This is a genomic window from Centipeda periodontii DSM 2778 (assembly GCF_000213975.1).
In the GTDB taxonomy this organism is placed as follows: domain Bacteria; phylum Bacillota; class Negativicutes; order Selenomonadales; family Selenomonadaceae; genus Centipeda; species Centipeda periodontii.
In genome coordinates this window covers 1,139,125-1,160,987 of the sequence record NZ_GL892076.1, presented here as the reverse complement: position 1 = coordinate 1,160,987, position 21,863 = coordinate 1,139,125, and the positions used below count along the sequence as shown (strand labels likewise).

Below are 21,863 nucleotides of genomic sequence, written 5' to 3'. Positions count from 1 at the left end.
CTGCCTGTGCTATAATGCCTCTGTAAAAGTAACAGGACAGGAGTTGAACGTCCTTGAAGAAATTTTTCTCCACATTCTTCCATTTCATCGCAAGCGTTGTGCTTGCGGCGTGCGCTGCAGGCTATTGGTATATCACAGGCGATATTTCCGTTGAAGCTGCATCGGAGATCTTCCTCGGCGTATTTCTTGCGGCCTCGCCGCTGCCCTTTATCGTATCGCGATGGTTCATCGCCCTGCGGATTAAGCGACGCCTGCGCGACTCCGGCGTCACATGCAGCCGCATGGGGGCGCTGACCGAGCTGCTGCATGTCGACACGATTGCATTCAACCGCAACGGCACACTAACGGAGGGCAACATCTTCATCTCTGCCCTCGTGCCCGAAGGCATGACACAGGGATCGCTGCTCGCACTTGCCGCGAGTGCCGAGCGTGAGGCAACGCATCCCTACGCCCACGCGCTCTATGACACTGCTGTCCAGCGCGGTCTGCATCTCCAGCGTCACTCCGCCGCGCACGAGACCGAGAGCTTCGGCGTCGAGGCACTGATTGCACGCACACCCGTACGCGTCGGCAAGAAGGAATGGCTGCAGGAGGAGAACATCGAGATCAGCGCGGCACTCCTCACGCGCGCCGACCAGCTTGCAACGAGCGGACAGACGCCGCTCTTCGTGAGCTCGAGCAAATACGCGCGCGGCATCATCGCAGTTCGCGATGATGTGCGTGCCGACGTACGTCATGCACTGCAAGCACTCAAAGAACGAGGTCTTCGTTTTGTCCTCCTCACGGGTGAAACGAAGCGCCTCGCGAACGCGACGGGCAAGGAACTCCACATCTCCGAAGTGCGTTCCGACCTGACGGGCGCAGACAAAGCACGCGAAATTCGCCTCCTCCAATCGCACGGCTCCGTCATCGCGATGGTCGGTAATCCGATGGCAGATCAGCCTGCAATGCGTGCGGCGGACATTAGCATCGGCTGCCCCTCCTCACTCGATAAGCCCCCCGCCGTCGAAATGGAAGAGCAGCCCCACGATCCGCTGCACGAAGAACTCCTGCGTGGACCCGACGGGGAGCAATCGTCACAGGAGCTTGAACCGTTGATGTCCCCCGAGGACGCCGCCTACTTCGAGGCACAGGCGCTGCGCAATCAAGGGCGTTCGACAAACTTCACGCCGGACATCACCCTCGACGCGCAGGGATTGCCGAGTCTCGTCACGCTCTGGGATACGAGCAACGCAGCGCGTGTGCGCGCGAAGCAGAACGCATGGCTCAGTATCCTCTTTCTTCTCCTCTTCACAGCGGCTGCCGCAGGAATCTTCATAGCCTTTGACCTCGCTCTGATGCCCTATCCATTCGTCGGGGGCGCTCTTATTGTGCTCGTCATTTTGCTCATTGTGAACGCTCTTCGAGAATGAGGCTAACGATATTTATTCCTAAATAAGTAAAAATATTCATCTAACTTGTATTTCATTTTAACCTATGATATAATTCACCGAATCAAGGGATTTTGTTGCAGTTCTTGTGACAAAAGACGGTGATATTATCATAGGGTTTTATTTTTTAGGAGGGGTTTGGAAATGGAAGAAGTGCTGCTGTCACGATGGCAGTTTGCAATCACAACCATCTATCACTTTCTCTTCGTCCCCGTCACCCTCGGCATGGCGATCTTCGTCGCCATGCTCGAGACGTGCTACGTGCGGACGAAGAAGCCGGAATGGAAGAAGACCTGCCGAAAGCTGCTGCATTTCTTTGGCACGCTCTTTCTCATCAATTTCGCGATGGGTGTCGTCACCGGTCTGGTGCAGGAGTTCCAGTTCGGCATGAACTGGTCGGAGTACGCGCGCTTCATGGGCGACATCTTCGGCGCGCCGCTTGCACTCGAAGCGCTCACGGCGTTCTTCCTCGAGTCGACCTTCCTCGGCATCTGGATGTTCGGCTGGGATAAGCTGTCGGAAAAAGCGCACTGTGCCTGTATCTGGCTCGTCGCAATCGGCAGTAATCTGTCGGCGTTCTGGATTCTCGTCGCAAACTCGTTCATGCAGCATCCCGTCGGCTATACGCTTGCGAACGGCCGCGCGGAGATGGCAAGTTTCTTTGAGCTCGTAACAAATCACTACATCCTCGGCGAGCAGTCCCACACGCTGTTCGCAGGCATCACAACTGCGGGCTTCGTCGTCATGGCGGTTTCGGCATGGAAGCTGCTCCACGATACGGAGTCGCGCTACGCCTTTACGCAGGCGATCAAGGCGGGCGCGGTCTACACGGTGGTCGGCGTCGTCGGCGTCATTCTGAGCGGGCATTTCCACACGCAGTACCTCGCACAGGCAAGCCCGATGAAGCTCGCGGCGATGGAGGCGCTTTGGGAGACGGAGGATCCCGCGCCGTTTGCCGTCGTTGCCTACCCGAACATGGAGAAGGGACACAATGACTTCGAGATCACCATCCCCTACATGTTCACGATCATGGTGCACGATAATATCAAGGGCGAGGTGCGCGGTATCAACGATCTCCAAAAAGAGGCGGTTGAAAAGCACGGTCCCGGCGACTATCGTCCGCATGTAACCATGCTCTTCTACTCGTTCCGCGCGATGGTTGGCTCCGGCTTCTTCATGGTGCTCGTTTCGCTCGTGGTGTTCTACCTCGCAAAAAAAGACAAGCTGTTCTCGGCAAAAAAACTGCTCTACGCGCTCCCGTGGCTCGTGGTCGTTCCCTTTATCGCAAACTCCTGCGGCTGGATTGTCGCGGAGATGGGGCGTCAGCCATGGCTCGTCGTCGGACTCCAAAAGACGGTGGACGGTGTTTCGCCGAATCTCACCTCTGCTGAGATCATGATTTCAATGATCGGGTTCACGGTGCTCTACCTGCTGCTCCTGATCACGGCGCTCTATCTCGCCTTCCGCTTCATCCGCCGCACGCAGATCACCCCTGCCATCGAAGGAGGGAAGTAAGAATGGACTACAATATTCTCTGGTTCGTGCTCATCGTCGTCCTCTTCACGGGATTCTTCTTTCTCGAGGGATTTGACTACGGCGTCGGCACACTGCTCACACTCCTTTCGGACAAAGAGAGCGACCGCTCTCAGGTCATCCGCACGATTGGCCCCGTCTGGGACGGCAATGAGGTCTGGATGATTACGGCGGGCGGCGCTACCTTTGCGGCGTTTCCGCATGTCTATGCGACGATGTTCAGCACCTTCTACATCGCACTCTTCCTCATGCTCGTCGCTCTCATCCTGCGCGGTGTCGCATTCGAGTTCCGCCATCAGCGTGAGGATGCAGAGTGGCAGCGCCGCTGGTCGTACGCGATTGCGTTCGGCAGCATTGTCCCTGCATTCCTCTGGGGCGTTGCCGTCACGAATCTGATCGCGGGGCTGCCCATTGGCTCGAACATGGTCTATCAGGGCAACTTCTTCGATCTTCTGACCCCCTATACGGTGGTCGGCGGCGTAACCTTCCTCACGGTCTTTGCCTTCCACGGTGCGGCGTTCCTGCGCCTGCGTCTCACGGATCGCTATCTCCTCGACCGCGCCCGTGTGCTCGGTTTGAAGTTCGGCGTCCTCGCAGCGCTCCTCTACGTACTCTGCATGATCCTCACCTATGTTGAGACGGATCTCTATGCGAGCCCGCTCGCTGCCGGCGCTCTTGTCTTCTCGGCGGCGGCATTCGTCGCAGCGCTTGGCGCAATGTATAAGGGAACACAGCTGCCCGCATTCATGCTCGGCGGTCTTGCAATTGTCGGCACAACGATCGGCTTCTTTGTCGGTCTCTTCCCACGCCTCATGGTCTCGAGCCTGAATCCCGGGTACAGCCTCACGATCTACAATGCGTCCTCGACGGAGTACACACTCTCCATCATGACGATTGCGGCGGCCATTCTCGTTCCCGTCGTCCTCGCCTATCAGATCTGGACGTACTACATCTTCCGCAAGCGCATCTCACCGAATGACAACGGTCATCAGGCATACTGATCACAATGAAAAAAAGAAGTCCATTCTGCTGTCTGTGCTTCGCACTGAGCGGAACAGCATCCTCGTGCGCGCGGCGATCGAGTTCCTCCACGGAGGTCTCGTCGTCGCGGCAGCATGGGAGACTGCCATCATTGTGAATGCAGTATTTATAGAACACGGCAGGCTTGCTGAAACAGCATCAGATCTTCTGATGCTGTTTTTGTGCGTTCTCTCGATGGCACTGCTGCGCCTGCCGAAGGGACGCATTGAGGCACAGCTCTCGCATAACGTGCGCCTCTCCGCACGCTCCTCCCTGCACGAGGCAATGCTCCTGCACGGCCGCAGTTCCTCGGGTGCGCTGACGCTCATACTCGAACGCGTCGATGCACTCGATCCGTTCTTTCACACGGTACTGCCCACAATGATTGCAGGAGTTGTCCTCATCCCGCTCATTCTCATTGTGACGGCAATCGCGGATCCGCTCTCGGCGCTCCTCTTCCTCGTCACGCTGCCGATCGCGCCCTTCCTTCTCTTCCTCATCGGCAAGGCGACACGCCGCGCGAGTGAACGGCAGTGGGACAAGATGCAGGCACTCACGGACGGATTCGGCGAACTCGTGCGTGCAGCGATGACGCTCAAGATCTTTCGCCGCGTCGATGAAGAGGGCGCACATCTTGCACGGATGAGCCACAGCTTCGCCGAGGCGTCCCTCTCCGTCCTGCGCCTTGCCTTTGTCTCAGCGTTCGCGCTCGAGCTGATTACAACACTCTCGATTGCGCTCATTGCCGTCTCCATCGGTCTGCGCCTCCTCGATGGGATGATGACGTTTCAGACGGCGTTCTTTGTCCTCATCCTCGCGCCGCTCTTCTATCAGCCGCTGCGCGAGGGCGGCATCGCGTTTCATGCGGCGATGGATGCCAAGACAGCGGAGGCGGCACTCCTGCCCTACGTGGGTCTCCCCTCCCCCGGGGACGGTGCACGCAGTCAGATCCTCTCGCCGCCCGCCGTGCATGCGGAGCATCTCTCCTATCGCTATCCGCTGACCGAGGAGACCGTGCTCACGAACACGAATTACTCCTTCCCTGCGGGAAAAGCCACGGTGCTTGCGGGTGCGAGCGGCATCGGCAAATCTACCCTGCTGCTCCTGCTCGCAGGTCAGACTGCACCGACGGAGGGAAAAATTGTGCTCGCGGACGGTGCGGGAAACGGCAGCGCATTTGACCTTGCGCACCTCTCTGCGGCAACGCGGCAAAATCTCATCACCTACGTTCCGCAGGAGCCGCATATCTTTACGGCGTCGCTTGCGGAGAACGTCAGCCTCTGGCTCAAACACGCCACGAACGAAACCCTCACGGCAACACTTGAGGCAGCTTCGCTCGGCGACTTCCTGCGCTCCCTGCCCGAGGGACTCGAAACTCCGCTCGGCGCCGGCGGACATCCGCTCTCTGCGGGTGAGCGACATCGTCTCGGACTCGCGCGCGCGTTTTTTCAGAATCGCCCCATCGTACTGCTCGACGAGATCACGGCAGGTCTGGACGGGGAAACGGAGGCACAGGTCATTGCGGCACTGACACAATTTGCACATCATCGCACGCTGATTCTGACCTCGCACCGCCCCGCCCTCATCGCGTGGGCGGATCACGTTATCACATTGGGAGGTGAGCACGCATGACAAGAACACTCTTCCGACTACTCAGGATTGCTGATCCGATGAAGGCGCTGCCCGCTCTTATCGCGGGCATACTTGCGGCTGCCTCGGGCATTGCGCTCATCGGTGCAGCGGCGTGGATCATCGCAAGTGCTGCCCTGCAGCCTCCCCTCTCCGCACTCGCACTCATGATTACGACGGTGCGCGCCTGCGGCATCGGGCGCGCCGTCTTTCGCTACCTCGACCGCCTGCTCTCCCATCGGCTTGCATTCGCGTGTTACGAAGGCTTGCAGCAGGCGACCTACCGCCGCTCGGCTGCGATGATTCCGCTGCGCGAAGGAAACGTGCGTGAGGGCGAATTCCTGCACGATCTCCTGACGGGCTGCGAGACACTGCGTGACTTCTACCTCCGCACCGTCCCGCAGCCGCTGATCGCAGGAATACTCACCGCCGTAACCTGCGCGGCTCTCCTGCCGCTCAGCCCGTGGGGCATACTGCTCATCGTACTCCTGTATGCCGCGCATCTCGTTCTCCCCCATCTGCTGCGGGAAACAGATTTGCGCACGGAGAGCGCCGCCTACCGCAACGCACTGCTCGACCGTCTCGATGGACGCATGGAACTTGCGGCGGCGGGCACTCTCGTGGATGCTACGAATCATCTCGATCGGGCGGCAGTGAATTTTCAGCAGAAACAGAGCGGCAAACGCACGAAGCGCGAGCGCCTTTTCACACTGCTCGACGTTCTGCGTGTATCCGTCTGGATTCTTTTGATCATCCTACTCACCCCGCTCGTCGCAAACGGTGCTCTCACGGGCGTCCAGTACGCCGTCTGGGTGCTCGTTATTGAGGCAGTCCTCAGCGAGTATCGGCCCCTACCCGCCGCAAGTCTCGGTACGGTGGAGGCAGTACGGGCGGCAGAGACAATTCTGCCCGCGACGAAGGAACTACGTGAAATTACCTCCCCCGTGCCCGACAGCGCCCCTGACGCACCTCTTATTGAGGCGCAGGACATCTCCTTCGGGTATCATGCCTCCGTGCCCATACTGAACGGACTCTCGTTCACAATTCAGCGCGGTCAGCACACGGCGATCATCGGTGAGAGCGGCGCAGGCAAAACCACGCTTGCAAGCCTCCTCCTGCGCCTCTGGGAGGTCGATGGCGGGATGCTCTCCTATCGCGGAGCAAAGCATACGGAACTCTCTCCGACCGCGACGCGCGTGCTCTTCGGCGCTGCGCTTCAGGGCAGTTATCTCTTCAGCACGTCAATACGCAACAACTTCCTACGTCTGCACGAAGGTATAACGGCGGAACGTATGTGGGAGGCGCTCGAAACGGCGCAGCTTGCCGATGTTGTGCGGGCACTTCCTGCGGGACTCGACGAAGAGCTCGGCGCGAATGCCGCACGCCTCTCGGGCGGACAGCGCAGCCGCCTCCTCACGGCGCTTGCACTCGCCTCCAATGCGCCGATTCTTCTTCTCGACGAGCCGACCGCAGGGCTTGATGCAGAGCGTGGGGAGCGGTTGATTGCCGCCGTTCTCGCGGAACTCGACGCACGCGGCGGCACGCTCATCGTCATCACGCATGACCTTCCCCTTCTCGACCGTATGAAACAGGTGATAGAACTATGACAGAAGAACGCTTTCACGAACTCATTCATGTGGTGATAGACCGTCTTGGTGCGGCAGCTCCGCCCCACGACCTCTTTGCGGGCGGCGTAGCGGACTGGCACGCACGCGCACGCCTTGCCCATTTCCTCGCACAGGCGGAGGAATATCGCAGTGATGCTCTCGCACTTTTTCAGAGTATCATCGACGCAGAGCCGAACGAAGAGCTTGCACAGGACATGGAGGAAAAGATCTATGCCATGCAGGGGCTGAGTGCGCTCGAAGCTGCGGAAAAGGAGACGCAGGAAGCGGCACTCGAGCACATCAACCTTGCCATCGAGTGCGCCGAGTCCACGGATTTCCTCTACAAGTACATCCTGCGCGGCGAGCTCTGGGCAGATCGCTGGAACCTCATGCACAAGCTGCACATGACCGAGGATGCCGAGGCAGAGGTGGACGAGCGCATTGCCGCCTTTGACGGGCTCGCGGACGCCGTGCCGCACAACTCGTATCTCTACTACGGCTACCGCTTCAAGGCACATCTCGCCGCCGAGCGCGGCGTCGTCCTCATCGCAAAGGACTACATGCATATGGCGCTGCACGCGATGGAGATTCCGCCCGCATATGAGCAGGGACTTGCAGATGCCTTTGCCGCAGCGCACGAAAACGCGCCATGGATCCTGCGCGAGATCGACCGTGCGACACCGAACCCCGAACAGCTGCACTGGGATATATAATTTTTTCAAATTTTTTGGTAAAACCTGTCATTTATGACAGTACACTTTTTTTCTGACTGTGATAGAATATAGGAAGAGCTTTTTGGAGGAAAAGAGGATACCCCCTCAGTTTCCGTGTATTTCAGCTATAAGGAGGAAGTGTTATGCAAATCCGTTCACTCAGTAAGGTTCTGCTCGCCCTCTGCTTTGCTCTCTTTACGAGCGTCGCCCTCATGGGCTGCGGCGGGAACGATCCGAGCGTTGATGTCCAAGCCCTCGCAGAGGGAATCGGCCACGGCGATGCCGCCGCAATGAAGGATTTCAAACTGACGGGCGATGGCGCAAAGCCCATCAACGAGATCTTTATTCAAGAGTTGGGGAAGAGTCTCGAAGCCAGCAAGGAAGGAAGCGACGCTGCCCAGAAGGTCATGGGTGACAAGCTCAAGGAGCTGAAGATCAAGACCGAGGACGTGTCTAAGAGCGACAACTCGGCGAAGGTCAAAGTCACGACCGACTATATCGAGTTCACATCTGTGATGACGAGCTCTATGCAGATGCTCGAAAAAGAAATGGAAAAGGCGATGGATTCGGATGATACGTCAGCTCTTTCCAAGCTCGGTGACGTGTATCTGAAGATCTTCTCCGACCAACTGAAGGCTGCAAAAGTCGCAGGACAGCAGTCGTTTGAGGTCGAGGTCAAGAAGGACAAGAATACCGGCAAATGGGTGCCCGCCGATGTCGGCAAGTTCCAGGAAGACCTCGCGCGCTACATGTTCTTCAAGGGCGGCGACGACTCCATTATGGATGAGATGAAATAACGAACATTCCGGTACACAAACCTACTGACGAAAGTCAAACGATAACATCACAGGGGCAGTTGCACGAAGCTAGAAAACTTCGTACAACTGCCCCTGTCTTTATGATTAGATGAATCGTTACAAACGCCCCTGCCCCGCTGCGGCGGGGCAGGCTTTGATATTCGGCATAAATTTTGAGTTGACAAGACAAACACAATAATGTATTCTACGAACGAGCACATGAGGGAATGATTATAATTTTCGCTGCTGTTGATTGTAGAAAAAGGGGGCGATCCCCCTTTTTCTTTTATATCTTTATTGATAATAATTTTATATTTCATATTCTTATAAATGGAGATTCTATGGAAGCATCGAAAAAAAATTTCTCCACAGACATTCATCCGCGTGCACTGCTGCGTCGGCTGGCACTTGGCATTGGTTTCCTCGCACTTGTGGGCGCACTGCTTGCGAGCGCTTCACTGGGAGCGGTCGAGATCGCTCCGCATGATATTCTTCCGACACTTCTCGGAAACGGAACGCCGGAGGACTACCGCATCCTGTATCATATTCGTCTGCCGCGCATCGTTACGGGGGCGCTCACAGGCATCAATCTCGCGCTCGCGGGCTGCATTCTGCAGGGCATTCTGAAAAATCCGCTCGCTGATCCGGGCATCATCGGTGTCTCGGCAGGAGCGGGGCTTGCCGCTATGTGCATTATGATCCTGCTGCCTGCCGAAACAAAATTTGTCCCGCTCGGTGCCTTCATTGGAGCGATGATCGCCGTTGCGCTCGTCTTTGCCCTCTCATGGGAGAACGGCGTGCATCCGATGCGCATGGTGCTCGCAGGCGTCGCCATTGCCGCATTCTTCGGTGGAGCGATGACTGCCCTGATGGTGTTCTACTCCGATCGCGTGCAGGGTACGGTGAACTGGATGGCAGGAGGTTTCGCAGGGAGAAGCTGGAGTCATGCAGAGATGGTTCTCCCCTACACACTCATCGGCATTGCCGGAGCCCTGCTCGGCAGCCGCTGGCTGAACGCTCTGCAGCTCGGTGAGGAAACGGCGCGAAGCCTGGGCGTGAATGTCGCACGCGCCCGCCTTGTCCTCCTCATACTTGCAGCGCTGCTCGCGGCATCCGCCGTCAGTGCCGCAGGCATGCTGGGTTTTGTCGGACTGGTCGTACCACATATCGTACGCCTCCTGACCGGTTCTGACTTTGACTGGCTCCTGCCTGCATCGGCACTCTGGGGTGCAGCGCTCGTCGCCGGTGCGGATGCTGCGGCACGCGTCGCCTTTGCCCCGGTCGAGGTGCCGGTCGGCGTATTCATGTCCTTTCTGGGCGCGCCGTTCTTCCTCTACCTACTCAAGAAAGGCATGCGAAGGGAGTGACGTTATGGAAGAACTGCTGCGGGCACGCGCGCTTTCGCTCAGCTACGGGCGCATGGAGATCATACACGCGGTTGATGTATCCATACACCGCGCGGAAATTGCTGCCATCATCGGCCCCAACGGCTCAGGCAAGTCAACACTCCTAAAGGCGCTCGCCCGCCTCTTGAAACCGAGCAGCGGGACAATCGAATTCCTAGGCGCCGACATATGGGGGAAAAGCGAACGGGATATTGCACAGAAAATCGCCTTCCTGCCCCAAAGCGCGGAACCGCCCGGCGACATCACGGTACTCGAACTCGTTCGCATGGGACGACTGCCGCATCGAAAATTTTGGGACATGTTCTCCAAAGAGGACGGAGAAATATGTCGTGAGGCACTCATGCGAACGGGCATGGAGTCCCTCTCCATGCGACCGATCCGCGCGCTCTCCGGCGGTGAGCGTCAGCGCGTACGTCTGGCGATGGCGCTTGCCCAGCAGCCGGAGGCGCTGCTTCTCGACGAGCCTACCACGTATCTTGACATCCGGCACCAGCTCGCACTCATGGAGCTTGTGGAAAATCTGCACGACACACTCGGTCTCACCGTCATTATGGTTCTGCATGACCTCAACCAAGCCGTGCGCTATGGCGGTCGCCTCATTGCCGTCCGCGCAGGCGAAATTATCGCGGACGGATCCCCAAACGACGTATTCACGCACGAACTCGTGCGTGATCTCTACGGCGTGGAGAGTCGCGTCAGCGACATTGAGATTGCGGGACGGCGCACGAAACTCTGCCTGCCCGAGCGCGTTGCACGGACAGCACACGAACACTGAACACCGAAATCTCAGAGAATTACTTTAGGAAGTTATCACTTTCGGAGGTGTTTATGCGAAAAATCGGTATCATTGCAGCATTTCTCTGCCTCGCGGCAGCTGCCATCTTTCTCCTTTGGCCTTCGGCACAGGCACCGCCGGAGCCAAAGGAGCTCATGGTAACGGACAGCACGGGACGCACGGTCACACTTCCGTCACATCCGCAGCGCGTCGTCATCCTCAACCCGTCGAACCTCGACCTCTACGTCGCTGCGGGCGGCGCCGACGCCATCGTCGGAAAGCCGACTTCGCAGGCGCTCTCCGAGACAGTCAAGGAAAAGACGGCATCCGCAGAGGAGGTCGGCATCATACATCAGCCAGACATCGAGAAGATCCTCGCGCTGCAGCCCGATCTCGTCATCGGCACGAACGTCCCCTTCCATACGGGGCTTGTGGAGACGCTGAGCAATGCCGGCGTACCACTCTATATACAAGCGCTCGACGACGTTCCATCCCTGCTCTCCACGCTCGACTTCTACGGAGGCCTCACGGGGCACGAAGAGGATGCTCGCGCGCAGGCAACAGTGATTCAAGAGAAACTCGATGTCGTGAAGAAACGTGCGGAGGGGCGCACGCCACCAAAGAATCTCCTCGTCTTCGGTTCGCCCGACAGCTTTAACATGGGCACATCGAAATGCTTCACCGGGGGGCTGATTGACATGCTCGGCGGCGGCAATATCGCCGATCGGGCGGAGGGGGACGGCGGTTATATTCCGCTTTCCATGGAGTTCGTCGCGCGCGAGAATCCAGCCGTGATCTTCATCATCGTGCACGGTCCCGCTGAGACGCTTGAGCCGAAGATGCGTCGCGACCTACAGGAGAGCGAGGCATGGTCAGATGTCGATGCAGTGAAGAACGGTCGCGTCTATGTACTGCCATACGAACTCTTTGCCGTAAATCCCGGTGTCCGCGCTGCGGATGCCCTTCAGACACTCGCGAACATCATGTATCCGAATTCGTAGTGAAGGGAGGGATGGGCAAAGAAAACACATCTGCATTTTTTAGGAGAGCAAAACGAGGCGGCAGCGGCGATGTGCAGGAATTCCCCACGCGGAGCTTTTGCATACGCCACGTTTACATAGGGAATCGCTGATAAAATGAAGTCCGTCAGATTGGCGTAGATTTTTTCGTCCGGTTGAGGAGGCAAACCGGACGCAGAGTGGTGCTCTGTGGAGGATCGAGGGCGAAAAGCGGGCAAAAAAGATGCGCCAAGATGATGGTGCTGAATTTATCAGTGCTTCCATAGTATGATAGGAGTTGAAAAGATGTCACACAAGCACACACAGAGGAAAATTCTTCTGACCGCAGCCGTACTCAGCGCAATATCCGTGCCCGCCTACGCAGCAGTTCGCGATGGAGGGGCATCTGTAGTCACAGACGAAGTCGTTGTCACGGCTTCCCGCACGGAGCAAGAGATCAAGGAGACACCAAGCGCCGTCGAGGTCATCACGCGCGCGGACATCGACAAGATGGGCGCGGAGAACCTTGCACAGGCGCTCAAACTCGCCCTCGGTATTGATCTGCAGGAAAACACGATGGTCGGCAATCGCTCCGCCATCCGCGGCATGAATACAAATCAGACGCTCATCCTCATCGATGGACGCCGCGTCCGTACGGAAAATACGAGCGAGACGATGAACTACTATGAGCTGCAGCGCGTCAACATGGACGATGTGGAGCGCATCGAGATTGTGCGCGGCGCGGTCAGCTCTCTCTACGGCTCGGAGGCGCTCGGCGGCGTTATCAACGTCATACGGAAGCGCCCCGCCGAGGCACAGACCTCTGTTACCCTCGATTGGACGACGCGCCAGAACAATGAAGGTCTCCGTCTCGACTCCGGCAAGGTCGGCAAATGGGCGTTCAGCACGAGCTTCAAGCGCACGGACGTGCGCGAGCGCGGTACCGACGCGGTCAGTAATATATACGGCAAGAAGTATTTCTTCAACATCGACGGGCGTATGGACGTGGCAAGGGACAAGTGGCTCGATGTCTTCTTCGACTATCTGAAGGAAAATCTCGACATGAAGGACTCCGCCACACAGAAAACAAGCTATGACCATGATCGCTTCTCCACGGGCGTCAAGTATTCCGGACGTGACAGCCGCGGCGACTACGAGATGCAGGTGTACTATACCTTTTTTGACAAGAATCAGCGGACAAGAAACCGCGCAAACGGCAGCCTCCACAGCTTTGACGATATGACGTACAACTCCCTGATCTTCGACGGCAGACGCTCCATGCAGATCGCAAAGGATCATCTGCTGACCGTCGGCGGCGAATACCGCAAGGAAGACTACGAGAGCACGCGCATCAAAGGCTCCAAGACAACGACGCTTGAGGGTGTGACCAATCAACTTGGCGACAGCTCAATGAATTTGGCCGCGCTCTATGTGCAGGATGAGTGGCTTGTAAGCCCACGTTGGACGGTCATCCCATCCGTGCGCTGGGATCACAGCGACGTATTCGGCAGCGAGGTGACGGGCAAGCTCGGCACAACCTACAAAATAAACAAGGGTCTGCGCTTCAAGGCGAACGTCGGCAGTGCCTACCGTGCCCCGACCGCGAGCGAACTCTACTTTGACTGGCGGCATACACCGGCTCGAAAAATAAATGTCCATATTGTTGGAAATCCTGATCTGAAGCCCGAAAAGGCGCTGAACTTCGACCTCGGAATCGAGGGCGAGCGCGGCAAGACCTTCGGTAAGCTCACGTACTTCCACAACAAGGTGGAAGACTTGATCAACGTCAATGTAGTCAATACCGTCATCCCCGGTCCCCCGCCGCCTACTATCCTCTCAACCGGTACCTATCAGAACATCGACAGCGCCACGATTCAGGGCGTCGAGCTTGAGGCAAAGCAGGATCTCGGCAGCGGCTTCGCCCTGCGTGGACTCTATACCTACCTCGACGCGCAGGACGATAAGACCAACACACGCCTGACGGGACGCGCCCGCCACAAGGCAAGCCTCCAACTCAGCTACGATGACCCGCGGCACGGCTGGAACGCGACGCTCTGGCAGGACTGGACCGCCGGCTATCGCTATGCGGAGCAGGTCGGCAGGCGAACCGTTTATAAGGATGCCGCGCTCGCGCTCACGAATCTCGTTGTCACCAAGAAATTCAACGACCAGTTCAGCGCCTACCTCGGCGTCGACAACATCTTCGACAAGGAGAGCGACGCACTCGCCTACGACGGCCGCATCTGGCGCGGCGGCGTACGCATGACCTTCTAAACAGATACAGTAAAACGCAGAGAACCCATCGGCGATTGTGCCGACGGGTTCTTTGTGTTTTCAGATGAAATTGTAAAACGATTGAGGCTTAAGGAAGCACTGATAAATTCAGCACCGCCATCTTGACGCATCTTTTTTGCCCGCACTGTGTCGGCAAATCCTCCACATAGCTTTGGCTATGCGTCCGGTTTGCCTCCTTGTTCGGACGAAAAAATCTACGCCAATCTGACGGACTTCATTTTATCAGCGATTCCTTAGTTACCTCATAAATGTATAGACCGCAACATTGCTGAAGATCGAGAGCGGCTCTGCCCATACGCCGATGATGAGGGTAAAGGCGACGGCGATCACGCCCATTGCGCTTGCGGGGAGCGGCAGGCGCAGGTGCTCCTCCGTCCACTTCTCCCCTTCCTCGACATCGCGGAACATCTCCTTGATGACAAGCAAATAATAGTAGACAGACATCATGGACATGACGAAGCCGACACCCGCGAGCCAGAGATAGCCCGCGTCGATTGCTGCCGAGAAGATGTAGATCTTCCCGACGAATCCCGCCGTCGGCGGAATGCCCGCCATCGTGAGGAGTGCGACCATGAGAATGCCCGCAGGGAGCAACGAGTCCTTCGCAAGACCTCTGACGCTCGTAAAGTCCGCACCGCCGCGCTTCATCTCAAGATAGGACACCGTGACAAATGCGCCGACGTTCGCAAAGACGTAGACCATCGCATAGAAGAGGACTGCCTTGACGCCCGCCGCATTCGTCGCGACCATTGCCGTCATCATGTAGCCCGCCTGTGCAATCGACGAATACGCAAGCATACGCTTGATGTTCGTCTGGCGAAACGCCATGAGATTGCCGCCAACCATCGAGACCGCCGCGAAGATCGCAAGCAGATGCGCCCAGTACGCCGAGAGCACAGGGAACGCGACGAAGAGAACGCGCAGGAGGATCGCAATGCCTGCCGCCTTCGAGCACATGGCGAGCAGTGCCGTCACGGGTGCGGGCGCGCCTTCGTACACATCGGGTGCCCAGAGATGGAACGGGATGATCGAGAGCTTGAAGAAGAAGCCCGCGAGGATAAAGACCACGCCGATCAGCCCGAGGGAGAACACGAGTCCGAGTCCCTGCGCGATCGACTGAAACACCATCGTCCCTGTCATGCCGTAGACGAGGCTCATGCCGTAGAGCAGCACCGCCGTCGAGCCGGAGCCGAACACAAGGTACTTGATGCCCGCCTCCGCCGAGAGCGGGTTATCCGTGCGAATGGCGACGAGCGTATAGAACGAAATCGTCATCAGCTCGAGTCCGACAAATGCCGTCATGAGGTCGTTCGCCGAGGCGAGAACGCACATGCCGAGGAGGCCTGAGAGCAGGAGCAGATAGAACTCGCCCTTGTGTCGCATCGTCTGCTCCACATAGTCCGCCGCAAAGATGACGGTCGAGAGAATCCCGATGATGAATAGAATCTTGAAGAAAATCGAGTAACCGTCAACGATGTAAAGCCCCGCGTAGAACGCCGCCGCGCCCCCATCGGGCGGATACATGCCCACGGCAAGCGCGAGCACGCCGAGAAGTCCTGCCACCGTCAGCCAGACGACGGGGCAGCGCGGCGCATCCTTTTTGAGGACAAGATCGGTGACGAGCACGGCCGCCATCAGGAGGACAATGCCGATCTCCACGGAGATTGCCGAAAAGTTCATCGCCTGCAGCATCAGTGCCCACCTCCTAAGATTGTCGGTGCGTCCTGAATCAGCTCAAAGAGTGGCGCAAGGGGCGCAACACCCGTATCCACAACGCCCATGAGGAGCCCCGGGAAGACGCCGAAGCCGACAAGGAACACGCCGAGCACGACGAGCGGCACGATGTCGATCTTGCGCTCGTCGGGGAATTTTGCAAAGCGTTCCACACGCGGTCCGAAGAGGACGCGCGCGAGCATACGCAGGACATAGAACGCAGTGAAGATGATGCCCGAGACGGCGATCACGGCGATCACGGGGTAGACCTCGATAATGCCGACGAAGATCGTGAACTCCGGGATGAAGCCGATCAGACCCGGCAGTCCGAGCGAACACAGACCCGCGAGCATAAAGCCGACCGTGATATGCGGCATGTGGTGCGCGAGCCCCCAGAGGTCGCCGACGCTGCGCAGTTCCGTTTTCTCGTAGACATAGCCGACCTGCGAGAAGAAGAGCGCGAGCATGATGCCGTGCGCCACCATGTAGGCGACCGCACCGCTCACACTCACGACGTTCAGCGCCGCGAAGCCGAGCAGGACGTAGCCCATGTGGGAAACGGAGGAATATGCGATCATGTACTTGATGTCGCGCTGTGCGAGTGCGATGTAGGACGCATAGATGACGTTGATCATCGCGAGCACGGCAATCACGGGCGCCCAGAACTTTGCGCCGAACGGCAGGATGAAGAAACCGATGCGGATGAGCGCGTAGCCCCCGATCTTTTTCACAACGCCCGCGTTGATCATGGAGATCGCCGTCGGCGCGCCCGCATAGCCGTCGGGCGACCAGATGTGGAATGGGAACATCGAGAGATGCGAGCCGAAGCCGATGAGCAGCAGGAGGAATGCCGTGATCTGCACCTCCCACGAAATGTGCCCCGCAACCGCAGCGGCGGCAAGTGCCTCAAAGTCAAACGTCCGCATCCCCGACTCGTACGCGCTCACGTAGAGCAGGAGTACGCCGAGCAGCATGAACGCAGAGCCGACGAGCAGGAAAATGGTCATCTTCATTGCCGCGTGCTCTTTCGAAACGCGCTCCGAGGAGCCCCAGATGAGCACCATGAGATACGCCGGAATGACGACCATCTCGCAGAGCACGAGGAAGAAGAAGAGGTCGCGCACGAGGAATGCCCCCGAGACGCCCGCAATCACGATGAGGAGCAGAACAAAATACTCCTTGACACGCTTTTCGACGTGCCACGAACTGTAGACGGCGGCAAGCCCCACGACGCTCGAGAGGAGCAGCATGGGCAGCGAGATGCCGTCGACGCCAAGCGAGTACGCAACACCGAGATCGGTGATCCACGGGATGTACTCCGTGTACTGCATTCCGCCGCGTGCCATATCATAGTCCGCATAGACAAAGAGTGTCAGCAATGTTGCGACCATCATCGCAAACGCCGAGAGCTGGCGGATCGTATCGTGCAGCCGCCCCGGCAGGAGCGCGATGATGAGCGCCGCCGCGAGCGGTGTCAGGAGGATGACCGAGAGAATCGGAAATGTCATCATCGCAGTCCACCTCCCCAGTAGGCAATGATCTGAACCGCCCAGTAGAGCGCATAGCACAGGAGAATGAGCACGCCTGTATAGAACACGACGACGTAGCGCTGTGCCTGCCCGTTCGCGGACTCCGTGAGGAGGTCGCTCGTGGCGAGCGCATAACCGCCGAGACCGTACATGATACCGTCGAAGATCTTTTCATCGACCCATTTGAGAATGAGCGCCGTCCCGTAGACAAATCGTTCACGGAAATAGGCGTAGAGTTCGTCGATGTAAAACTTGTGATAGACAACGCGATAGACGAAACCGAAGCTCCGCTGACGCATCGCCATCCGCAGGCTGTGCCGCCCGTAGATCTGATAGGCGGCGGCGAACGCGACGAGTGCAAGTGCCGTACTCGTGCCTGCGACCGTCCAGTCGATCGCCGCATGATGCGGCACGCCCGCATTGACCCAGACGGCGAAATCGCCGAAGTAGCCCCAAAGACCGCTCACAAGCGTAAGCAGGATGAGCATGATCATCGGCCAGCGCATGAATGCGTCGACCTCATGTGCCTCATGCTTGCTGCGGCTCTCGCCGAGAAACGCCACGATGAGGAGGCGTGCCATGTAGAACGCCGTGAGGAAGGAGGTAAACGACGCAATCACATAGAGCGGCGTGCTCGCGTGCATCACCGCCGCGAGAATTTCGTCCTTGGAGAAGAAGCCCGAAAACGGCGGAATGCCCGAGATGGCAAGCACGCCGACCACCATCGCCGCGAACGTGAGCGGCATCTTCTTCCACAGACCGCCCATCTTCGTGATGTCCGTTTCATCGTGCAGCGCGTGCATGACCGCACCCGCACAGAGAAAGAGCATCGCCTTGAAGAAGGCATGCGTCATGAGGTGGAACATGGACGCAGAGAATGCGCCGACGCCGACCGCAAGCATCATATAGCCGAGCTGACTGATGGTCGAGTACGCGAGGACGGACTTGAACTTCCGCTGTGTCACGGCGATAATCGCGGCAAAGAGCGCGGTAAACGCGCCGAGTCCTGCGATAAAGTCCATCACAAACGGCGACTCGCTAAAGATAAAGAACGCGCGCGCGACGAGGTAGACGCCCGCCGCGACCATCGTCGCCGCGTGGATGAGCGCCGATGTGGGCGTCGGTCCTTCCATCGCATCGAGCAGCCAGACGTGCAACGGGAACTGTCCCGACTTTCCGATTGCGCCCATAAAGAGGAGGAGTCCGATCACGGTCAGGAAGCCCGTCCCCGCAAGAACAACGTACGGAGGCACGAGCATGCGCAGCTCGATGAAGTCCATTGTGCCGAACGTCATCTGTACGAGCAGGATGCCGACGAGCATTCCGAAGTCGCCAATGCGCGTTGTGATGAACGCCTTTTTCGCCGCCTCGCGTGCAGATACCTTGTGATAGTAGAAGCCGATGAGGAGGTAGGAACAGAGTCCGACGCCCTCCCAGAACACATAGAGCTGGAGGAAGTTGACCGAGACGACGAGTCCCAGCATGGACGCCGAGAACAGCGAGATAAACGCGAAGAAGCGCCCCATGCCCTCGTCGTGCTCCATGTAGCTGACGGAGTAGATGTAGACGAGCAGCGAGACGAGCGTCACGATGACGAGCATCATCGCCGTCAGGGGGTCGATGAGCACGCCCATCGTCAGTTTCACGTCGCCGATCTGCGCCCAGAGTGCCTTCATGACGTACGGATCGTTCATCGTGATCTGATAGTTCACGGTGGCGAGCGCGACGAATACGGAGAACGCGAACGCGAGCGACATCATCGTAATCGCAATCGCGGCGGAGAGGTTTTTCTCCTGCCGCGTGAACGGCCCGATGATGAGGAATGCGAGCGCAGGGAACAGGGGGATCAGATAGGCATGTGTCAGTGCAAAGGTAAACATATCTCTCCCCTCCTCTAATCTCTGAGCGTGTCCAGCTCATCGACATTCGTCGTGAATCGGATCTGATACAGACGGAATGCGAGGGCAAGCCCGACGGCGATCTCGGATGCGGCGACCGCGATCGAGAACAGCGCCATGAGCTGTCCCTCCATATTGTGCGCGTAGAAGCGGTCGAACGCGATGAGGTTGATGTTGACCGCGTTGAGCATCAGCTCCACGCACATGAGGATCGGGATGATGCCGCGCCGCGTGAGCAGACCATAGAGACCGATGCAGAAGAGCACGGCGGCGACAAAGAGAAGATCAGGCAGTCCGATCATTCCGTATCGCCTCCCCTCGCGAGCACGAGCGCCCCGACCATCGCGACGAGCAGCAGCACCGCCACGATCTCAAACGGCAGGACGTACGTGCCGAGCATCCGCTGTGCGATCTCATGCGCGCCTGCGGACGGAGCGAGATCACCGTCCGGCAGGGGTGAAAGCACAATCCCTAGACCGATGAGGAAGAAGAATCCGCCCGCGAGCAGCCCCGTCACCACGCGGCGAAAGAGCTTCTGCGAGGGGTTCGACTGCGCCATGGAGTCGCGGCGCGTCAGCATGATCGCCATGACGATGAGGACGGCGACCGCGCCGCTGTATACCATCAGCTGCACCGCGCCGAGGAACTCCGCGCCGATGGAGAAGTAGATCGCCGCGACGCCAATGAAGGAGAGCACGAGGAAGAGCGCGCTGTGCACGACATTCGGGGACAGCACGACGCCGAGTGCGCCGATGATCGTCACCGCCGCGAGAAAATAGAATACGATGCTCATGCCGTCCCTCCTTCCTTCGGTTCTGCTTTTGCTTCGGCGGGTTTTGGCGCAGCGGGCGGCTTTTCTGCCGCAGGTTTTCCCGCTGCGGGCACTTTCGCTGTCGCTTCCGGCTTTTCGGGCGTTTTCTCGGCAGCCGCCTTGGGATTCTCCGCCGCAGCCTTCTCTGCCTCGGCTTTCGCCTTCGCGGCAGCCTCCGCCTTTGCCTTGGCGGCGGCTTCCTTCTTTGCCTTTTCCTCCGCCGCCTCGACCTCGACCTGTGCCAGGAACGCCGCAAGGTCTTCGCGATCCTGATCGGTCATCGCATCGTGGGTCATCGTCTCCTTGCTCCACGTCGAGATCGCATAGTCCTTATCCCAGACGAGCGTCTTGACGGGGCAGACCTCTACGCAGAGATTGCAGTAAAGGCAGCGTCCCGACTTGTGCACGTAGGATTTCATGTGGCGCTTCTTCTTCGCGTCCTGCACGATGTCGAGCTCAAGCGCCTTATTCGGGCACGCATTCGCGCACATCGAGCAGCCGATGCAGACGCGCCAGTCCATCGCGAGGTTGCCCCCGCGAAAATTATCCGTCATCGGAAGTTTCTCTTCGGGGTAGCAGAATGTTTCCTTCTTGCCCCAGAGGTGCTTCCATGTGACGCTCATACCTGTGAGCAAACCTTTTCCAAACATGTGGGCACCCCCTTAGACAATGCCGAAGAGATACATCCCGATGCCCGTCAAAAAGACGTTGAGAATCGAGAGCGGCACGAGCACCTTCCAGCCGAAGGTGAGAATCTGATCGACGCGCGTGCGCGGGAACGTCCAGCGGAACCACATGATGAGCAGCACCATAAGCACTGCCTTGAGTCCGAACCAGACGAAGCCCGGCAGGAACGACGGGCCGCTGTAGCCGCCGAGGAAGAACGTCGTCGCGAGGATCGCCGCCGTCAGCAGATTCGCGTACTCCGCGAGGAAGAACAGCGCCCAGCGCATCCCCGAGTACTCTGTAAACGGCCCTGCGATGATCTCGGACTCGCCCTCGACGAGATCGAACGGCGTGCGATTCGTCTCCGCGACCGCCGCAATCAGGAAGATGACGAACGCGAGCGGCTGCATAAAGATGAACCATCTCGTCTGTGCCTGCATTTGCACAATGTCGTCGAGGCGCAGCGAGCCCGTAATCATGATGACGCCGAGCAAGGAAAAGAGCAGTGGTGCCTCGTAGCTGAGCATCTGCCCAACAATGCGCATACCGCCGATGAACGAGTATTTATTGTTCGATGCGTAGCCGCCCATGAGGAATGGCAGAACCGCCTGTCCCGAGACGGCGAACAGCAGGAACACTCCCACGTTTACATCCGCGAGCACCGCGCCCGCGTCGAACGGGAAGAACGCATAGACCAGCGCCGCAGGGACGAAGAGCAGCGCGGGCGAGAGCGCCCAGACCACCTTGTCCGCACCGGCGGGCATGATATCTTCCTTGCTCATAAGTTTGAGCATATCGGCAATCGGCTGAAGCAGTCCGAAGCGTCCGCCGACGCGGTTCGGACCGATGCGCACCTGAATGAACGCGCAGATTTTGCGCTCCGCATAGGTAAAGACGATCGCCGCCATCGAAATAATCCCGAGCAGGAGCGCGATGCCGACGAAGGTCATCACAAGATCGACCACAAACGGGATCGGTACGATGCTGTAGATGAGTGCGCGCAGCGTAAGCGCAATCGTTCCCAAGAAAGAAAGTTCCATCAT

Annotated in this window: 18 protein-coding genes; 11 read left to right on the top strand and 7 right to left on the bottom strand. The window is 58.3% G+C overall.

Going from position 1 to position 21,863, the window contains the following annotated elements; genetic code table 11:
* Positions 1-53 precede the first annotated feature (53 nt).
* The 11 genes from HMPREF9081_RS05085 (at position 54) to HMPREF9081_RS05035 (ending at position 14,182) form a co-directional block, all read left to right on the top strand.
* Positions 54-1,412 carry an HAD-IC family P-type ATPase gene (locus HMPREF9081_RS05085; RefSeq protein ID WP_006305973.1) on the top strand — a complete coding sequence of 453 codons (1,359 nt, stop codon included), beginning with the start codon at positions 54-56 and terminating at the stop codon, positions 1,410-1,412.
* A gap of 162 nt (positions 1,413-1,574) precedes the next feature.
* Complete coding sequence (locus HMPREF9081_RS05080) at positions 1,575-2,945, top strand: cytochrome ubiquinol oxidase subunit I (RefSeq protein WP_006305972.1); 1,371 nt, start codon at positions 1,575-1,577, stop codon at positions 2,943-2,945.
* A 2-nt stretch (positions 2,946-2,947) separates the two neighbouring features.
* Positions 2,948-3,964, top strand: coding sequence for a cytochrome d ubiquinol oxidase subunit II (gene cydB / locus HMPREF9081_RS05075; protein ID WP_006305971.1), 1,017 nt, complete (start codon positions 2,948-2,950; stop codon positions 3,962-3,964).
* Positions 3,939-5,615 (top strand): thiol reductant ABC exporter subunit CydD, encoded by a 1,677-nt coding sequence (cydD, locus tag HMPREF9081_RS05070; RefSeq protein WP_006305970.1) that lies wholly within the window; start codon positions 3,939-3,941, stop codon positions 5,613-5,615. The genes cydB and cydD overlap by 26 nt, the downstream gene beginning before the upstream one ends.
* Positions 5,612-7,219: an amino acid ABC transporter ATP-binding/permease protein gene (locus tag HMPREF9081_RS05065; RefSeq protein ID WP_006305969.1), complete on the top strand. Its 1,608-nt coding sequence runs from the start codon at positions 5,612-5,614 to the stop codon at positions 7,217-7,219. The genes cydD and HMPREF9081_RS05065 overlap by 4 nt, the downstream gene beginning before the upstream one ends.
* Positions 7,216-7,932, top strand: a complete 717-nt coding sequence (locus tag HMPREF9081_RS05060; RefSeq protein ID WP_006305968.1) for a hypothetical protein — start codon at positions 7,216-7,218, stop codon at positions 7,930-7,932. Before HMPREF9081_RS05065 ends, HMPREF9081_RS05060 begins: the two co-directional genes overlap by 4 nt.
* Before the next feature lie 143 nt (positions 7,933-8,075).
* On the top strand, positions 8,076-8,729 hold the full coding sequence (locus tag HMPREF9081_RS05055; RefSeq protein ID WP_006305967.1) for a hypothetical protein: 654 nt from the start codon (positions 8,076-8,078) through the stop codon (positions 8,727-8,729).
* Positions 8,730-9,070: 341 nt separating this feature from the next.
* Positions 9,071-10,096 (top strand): FecCD family ABC transporter permease, encoded by a 1,026-nt coding sequence (locus HMPREF9081_RS05050; RefSeq protein WP_040394562.1) that lies wholly within the window; start codon positions 9,071-9,073, stop codon positions 10,094-10,096.
* Positions 10,097-10,100: 4 nt separating this feature from the next.
* Positions 10,101-10,910 carry an ABC transporter ATP-binding protein gene (locus tag HMPREF9081_RS05045; RefSeq protein ID WP_006305965.1) on the top strand — a complete coding sequence of 270 codons (810 nt, stop codon included), beginning with the start codon at positions 10,101-10,103 and terminating at the stop codon, positions 10,908-10,910.
* A gap of 53 nt (positions 10,911-10,963) precedes the next feature.
* Positions 10,964-11,911: an ABC transporter substrate-binding protein gene (locus HMPREF9081_RS05040; RefSeq protein ID WP_006305964.1), complete on the top strand. Its 948-nt coding sequence runs from the start codon at positions 10,964-10,966 to the stop codon at positions 11,909-11,911.
* Positions 11,912-12,214: 303 nt separating this feature from the next.
* A complete protein-coding gene (locus tag HMPREF9081_RS05035; protein WP_040394561.1) occupies positions 12,215-14,182 on the top strand; it encodes a TonB-dependent receptor plug domain-containing protein in 1,968 nt (655 codons plus the stop codon).
* Positions 14,183-14,440: 258 nt separating this feature from the next.
* Here the strand turns inward: HMPREF9081_RS05035 and HMPREF9081_RS05030 are convergent, their stop codons facing one another.
* The 7 genes from HMPREF9081_RS05030 to nuoH are packed head-to-tail and all read right to left on the bottom strand — an operon-like array spanning position 14,441 to position 21,863.
* Complete coding sequence (locus HMPREF9081_RS05030; RefSeq protein WP_006305962.1) at positions 14,441-15,895, bottom strand: NADH-quinone oxidoreductase subunit N; 1,455 nt, start codon at positions 15,893-15,895, stop codon at positions 14,441-14,443.
* Positions 15,895-17,427, bottom strand: coding sequence for a complex I subunit 4 family protein (locus tag HMPREF9081_RS05025; RefSeq protein WP_006305961.1), 1,533 nt, complete (start codon positions 17,425-17,427; stop codon positions 15,895-15,897). Before HMPREF9081_RS05025 ends, HMPREF9081_RS05030 begins: the two co-directional genes overlap by 1 nt.
* Positions 17,424-19,325, bottom strand: a complete 1,902-nt coding sequence (gene nuoL, locus HMPREF9081_RS05020; protein ID WP_006305960.1) for an NADH-quinone oxidoreductase subunit L — start codon at positions 19,323-19,325, stop codon at positions 17,424-17,426. Before nuoL ends, HMPREF9081_RS05025 begins: the two co-directional genes overlap by 4 nt.
* 14 nt (positions 19,326-19,339) lie before the next feature.
* Entirely contained in the window at positions 19,340-19,645 is a 306-nt protein-coding gene (nuoK, locus tag HMPREF9081_RS05015) for an NADH-quinone oxidoreductase subunit NuoK (protein WP_006305959.1), read from the bottom strand.
* Positions 19,642-20,136: an NADH-quinone oxidoreductase subunit J family protein gene (locus tag HMPREF9081_RS05010; protein WP_006305958.1), complete on the bottom strand. Its 495-nt coding sequence runs from the start codon at positions 20,134-20,136 to the stop codon at positions 19,642-19,644. The genes nuoK and HMPREF9081_RS05010 overlap by 4 nt, the downstream gene beginning before the upstream one ends.
* Positions 20,133-20,804: a 4Fe-4S dicluster domain-containing protein gene (locus HMPREF9081_RS05005; RefSeq protein WP_006305957.1), complete on the bottom strand. Its 672-nt coding sequence runs from the start codon at positions 20,802-20,804 to the stop codon at positions 20,133-20,135. Before HMPREF9081_RS05005 ends, HMPREF9081_RS05010 begins: the two co-directional genes overlap by 4 nt.
* A 12-nt stretch (positions 20,805-20,816) precedes the next feature.
* On the bottom strand, positions 20,817-21,863 hold the full coding sequence (gene nuoH / locus HMPREF9081_RS05000) for an NADH-quinone oxidoreductase subunit NuoH (RefSeq protein ID WP_006305956.1): 1,047 nt from the start codon (positions 21,861-21,863) through the stop codon (positions 20,817-20,819).